The following is a 3,662-nucleotide window of genomic DNA, read 5'->3' on the forward strand; positions in this document are numbered from 1 at the left end:
CGCTCGGCGATCGCCGAGCGGCTGCCGGATCTGGCGGAACCGGAGGTGCTGCACCACCGCCTCGCGAAGACGGCGTCGACGGAGCGGCTGCGCGCCGCCAAGCCCCCGACGGTGCGCATCGAGAGCGAGCGCCGGGCACGGTTCTGGACCAGGGCGGCGATCGCCATCACGGTGGCGATCATCGGCGCGACGGCCCTCACCCTGTACACGGCCCCCACGCGCTACGAGCCCCCGGTCCCGCCCGGCGAAACGGTCCCCGGCGTCCCCCCGAAGGCGGCTCCGGGCACCCTCTCGACCGCGGAACTGACCCTGCGGGCCAAGCTGCGGGCGGAGTCCGCGAACGGCCCGGAGAAACTCCTGCCGGAGCCCCGCTGACGCGGACGCTCCGTCGAGAGCGCGGCGCGCCCGCGGACACGCCTGTGGGCCCGCCCCCGCGAAGGGGACGGGCCCACAGGCGTTCAACGGCCAGGCCGTGTTGTCAGCTGCCGAGGATGGCTCGCGCCAGCTTCGCCGTCTCGGTCGGCGTCTTGCCGACCTTGACGCCGGCGGCCTCGAGGGCCTCCTGCTTGGCGGCGGCCGTACCGGAGGAGCCTGAGACGATGGCGCCGGCGTGGCCCATGGTCTTGCCCTCGGGTGCGGTGAAGCCCGCGACGTAGCCGACGACCGGCTTCTTCACGTTGTCCTTGATGAACGCCGCGGCACGCTCCTCCGCGTCGCCACCGATCTCACCGATCATGACGATCAGGTCGGTGTCGGGGTCGGCCTCGAAGGCGGCCAGCGCGTCGATGTGCGTGGTGCCGATGACCGGGTCGCCACCGATGCCGACGGCCGACGAGAAGCCGATGTCCCGCAGCTCGTACATCATCTGGTAGGTCAGCGTGCCCGACTTCGAGACCAGGCCGATGCGGCCCGGCTTCGTGATGTCACCCGGGATGATGCCGGCGTTCGACTGGCCCGGCGTGATGAGACCGGGGCAGTTCGGGCCGATGATCCGCGTCTTGTTGCCCTGCGACACGGCGTACGCGTAGAACGCCGCCGAGTCGTGGACCGCGATGCCCTCGGTGATGACGACCGCGAGGGGGATCTCGGCGTCGATCGCCTCGACCACGGCGGCCTTGGCGAAGGCCGGCGGGACGAAGAGGACGGACACGTTGGCGCCCGTCTTCTCGATCGCCTCGGCGACCGTGCCGAAGACCGGGATCTCGGTGCCGTCGAAGTCGACGGACGTGCCCGCCTTACGCGGGTTCACGCCACCGACGATGTTGGTGCCGTCCGCGAGCATGAGCTTGGTGTGCTTCATGCCCGTGGCACCGGTCATGCCCTGGACGATGACCTTGCTGTCCTTGTTGAGGAAGATAGCCATGGCTGAGTCTGTCCCTCTTCCTTACTTCGCAGCCGCGAGCTCGGCGGCCTTGTCGGCCGCGCCGTCCATGGTGTCCACACGCTGGACCAGCGGGTGGTTGGCGTCGGAGAGGATCTTGCGACCCAGCTCGGCGTTGTTGCCGTCGAGGCGGACGACGAGCGGCTTGGTGACTTCCTCGCCCTTGTCCTTGAGCAGCTGCAGCGCCTGCACGATGCCGTTGGCGACCTCGTCGCAGGCGGTGATGCCACCGAAGACGTTGACGAAGACGGACTTGACGTCCGGGTCGCCGAGGATGATCTCCAGGCCGTTCGCCATGACCGCGGCGGAGGCGCCGCCGCCGATGTCGAGGAAGTTGGCGGGCTTGACCCCGCCGTGCGCCTCACCGGCGTACGCGACGACGTCGAGGGTGCTCATGACGAGACCCGCGCCGTTGCCGATGATGCCGACCTCACCGTCGAGCTTGACGTAGTTGAGGTTCTTCTCCTTGGCCGCGGCCTCGAGGGGGTTGGCCGCCGCGTGGTCGACGAGCGCCTCGTGGTCGGGGTGGCGGAAGTCCGCGTTCTCGTCCAGGGAGACCTTGCCGTCGAGGGCGATGACGTCGCCGGAGGCGACCTTCGCCAGCGGGTTGACCTCGACGAGGAGGGCGTCCTCCTCGATGAAGGTCTTCCACAGGGTGACAAGGACGTTGACGACCTTGTCGGCGACCTCGGCCGGGAACTTCGCGGCTTCGACGATCTCGCGGGCCTTCTCGGGGGTCACACCCACGTTGGCGTCGATCGGCGTCTTGGCGACGGCCTCGGGGCGGTTGGCCGCCACCTCCTCGATCTCCATGCCGCCCTCGACGGAGGCGATGGAGAGGAAGGTGCGGTTGGTGCGGTCGAGGAGGAAGGAGACGTAGTACTCCTCCAGGATCTCCGGGGCCGTCTCGGCGATCATCACCTTGTGGACCGTGTGGCCCTTGATGTCCATGCCGAGGATGTCCGTCGCGCGGGCGACGGCCTCGTCCGGGGTGGCGGCGAGCTTCACGCCACCGGCCTTGCCACGGCCGCCGACCTTCACCTGGGCCTTGACTACGGACTTGCCACCGAGACGCTCAGTGGCTGCGCGGGCCGCCTCAGGCGTGTCGATGACTTCACCGGCCAGCACCGGTACATCGTGCTTGGCGAAGAGGTCCCTCGCCTGGTACTCGAACAGGTCCACGCGCTTCCGTCCCTATCAGTGATCTCGCGGTTCGTTGTCTGCGTGGGCGTGCCGCGAGGGCAACGTGACGTCCGCCGTCTGTCATCAGTCACAAGGGAGGCGCACACGGTGTCCGAGCGCGCGGCATGTCCGTCTCGCAGGTTATCCCTGCTTGCCGGAGGCCTCTAAATCGCGGGTCACACCTGAGCGGTGATACCTGTCACATGATGCCGAGATCACTGGCACGCGGTGCCGGTTGTGAGGCGCCGGGGAGGGGCCGGAGGGGCGCCGAGAAGGGCGCCGGGAGCGATCCGGGAGGGGCCTCACCGGGCTGGGGTTGACCCGGTGAGACCCCGTGCGGCGGCCCCGGAGGGCTCGGGCCGGGGTCGTCCCCACCCCAATGGGGACGACCTCGGCCCTGTTCCGCGGGTGACGGCCGGACATGGCCGACGGCTTTCGGCCGTCCGGGTCCTTCCTCCCACGGAGCCGGTACCCCGTCGGCACGGGGCCTACGGGGAGCTGGGGGCCCGCGCGGCGCGGGGCGCGTGGTGCGCGGGGCGCGTGCGGGGCACGCGGTGTGCGCGGGTGCGCGCGGCGCGTGCGCGGGCCGGTGGATCAGCTGCGGTAGGTGTCGACGGCGTCCCACGCGGAGGCCGGGGTGACCGCCTCGGCGGCCGCGGCGGCACCCGTGACGGCGTGCCCGGCAGGCGCCTGGGCGGCGGAACCGGCGGTACCGGCCACCCCGTACGCCAGCGAACCGGCGTCACCGCTCACGTCGTACGCGAACGGCGTGACCGGAGCCGTCACATTCCGGGCGAACCCGTGAGCCGTACGGGTGACGGACTCCGTGAAAGGGGCCACCGGGGAGGCGACGCCGTCGGCGAAGGGACCGGCCGGGCCGGTGACGTCCTGGGCGAAGGGTCCGGCCGGGCCGGTGACGTCCTGGGCGAAGGGGCCGGCCGGGGCCGTCACCTCCCCGGCGAACGGGGCGACGGGCACCGTGACGTCCTCGGCGAACCCGAGCACCGGGGCGGCCACCTCGTGCGCGAGGGCGATGGCGGGGGCCGACACGTCGTGGGCGAACGGCGTGACCGGAGCCGACACGTCGTGGGCGAACGGC

Annotated in this window: 2 protein-coding genes and 2 pseudogenes; 1 reads left to right on the forward strand and 3 read right to left on the reverse strand. The window is 71.1% G+C overall.

The genetic code is table 11. The annotated features are described in order from the left end of the window. Positions 1 to 375, forward strand: a pseudogene (locus tag BZL64_RS28825) (RNA polymerase subunit sigma-24); the annotation flags it as partial. Positions 376 to 478: 103 nt separating this feature from the next. Here BZL64_RS28825 and sucD read toward each other — a convergent pair. From sucD to BZL64_RS28840, 3 genes and pseudogenes are all read right to left on the reverse strand, one after another. Further along, positions 479 to 1,363 carry a succinate--CoA ligase subunit alpha gene (gene sucD / locus BZL64_RS28830; RefSeq protein ID WP_086772096.1) on the reverse strand — a complete coding sequence of 295 codons (885 nt, stop codon included), beginning with the start codon at positions 1,361 to 1,363 and terminating at the stop codon, positions 479 to 481. Positions 1,364 to 1,384: 21 nt separating this feature from the next. Then, on the reverse strand, positions 1,385 to 2,563 hold the full coding sequence (sucC, locus tag BZL64_RS28835) for an ADP-forming succinate--CoA ligase subunit beta (protein WP_086772097.1): 1,179 nt from the start codon (positions 2,561 to 2,563) through the stop codon (positions 1,385 to 1,387). Positions 2,564 to 3,157: 594 nt separating this feature from the next. Then, positions 3,158 to 3,662, reverse strand: a pseudogene (locus BZL64_RS28840) (hypothetical protein); the annotation flags it as partial.

The sequence above is a fragment of the Streptomyces bobili genome, from assembly GCF_002154575.1.
Lineage (GTDB): Bacteria > Actinomycetota > Actinomycetes > Streptomycetales > Streptomycetaceae > Streptomyces > Streptomyces bobili.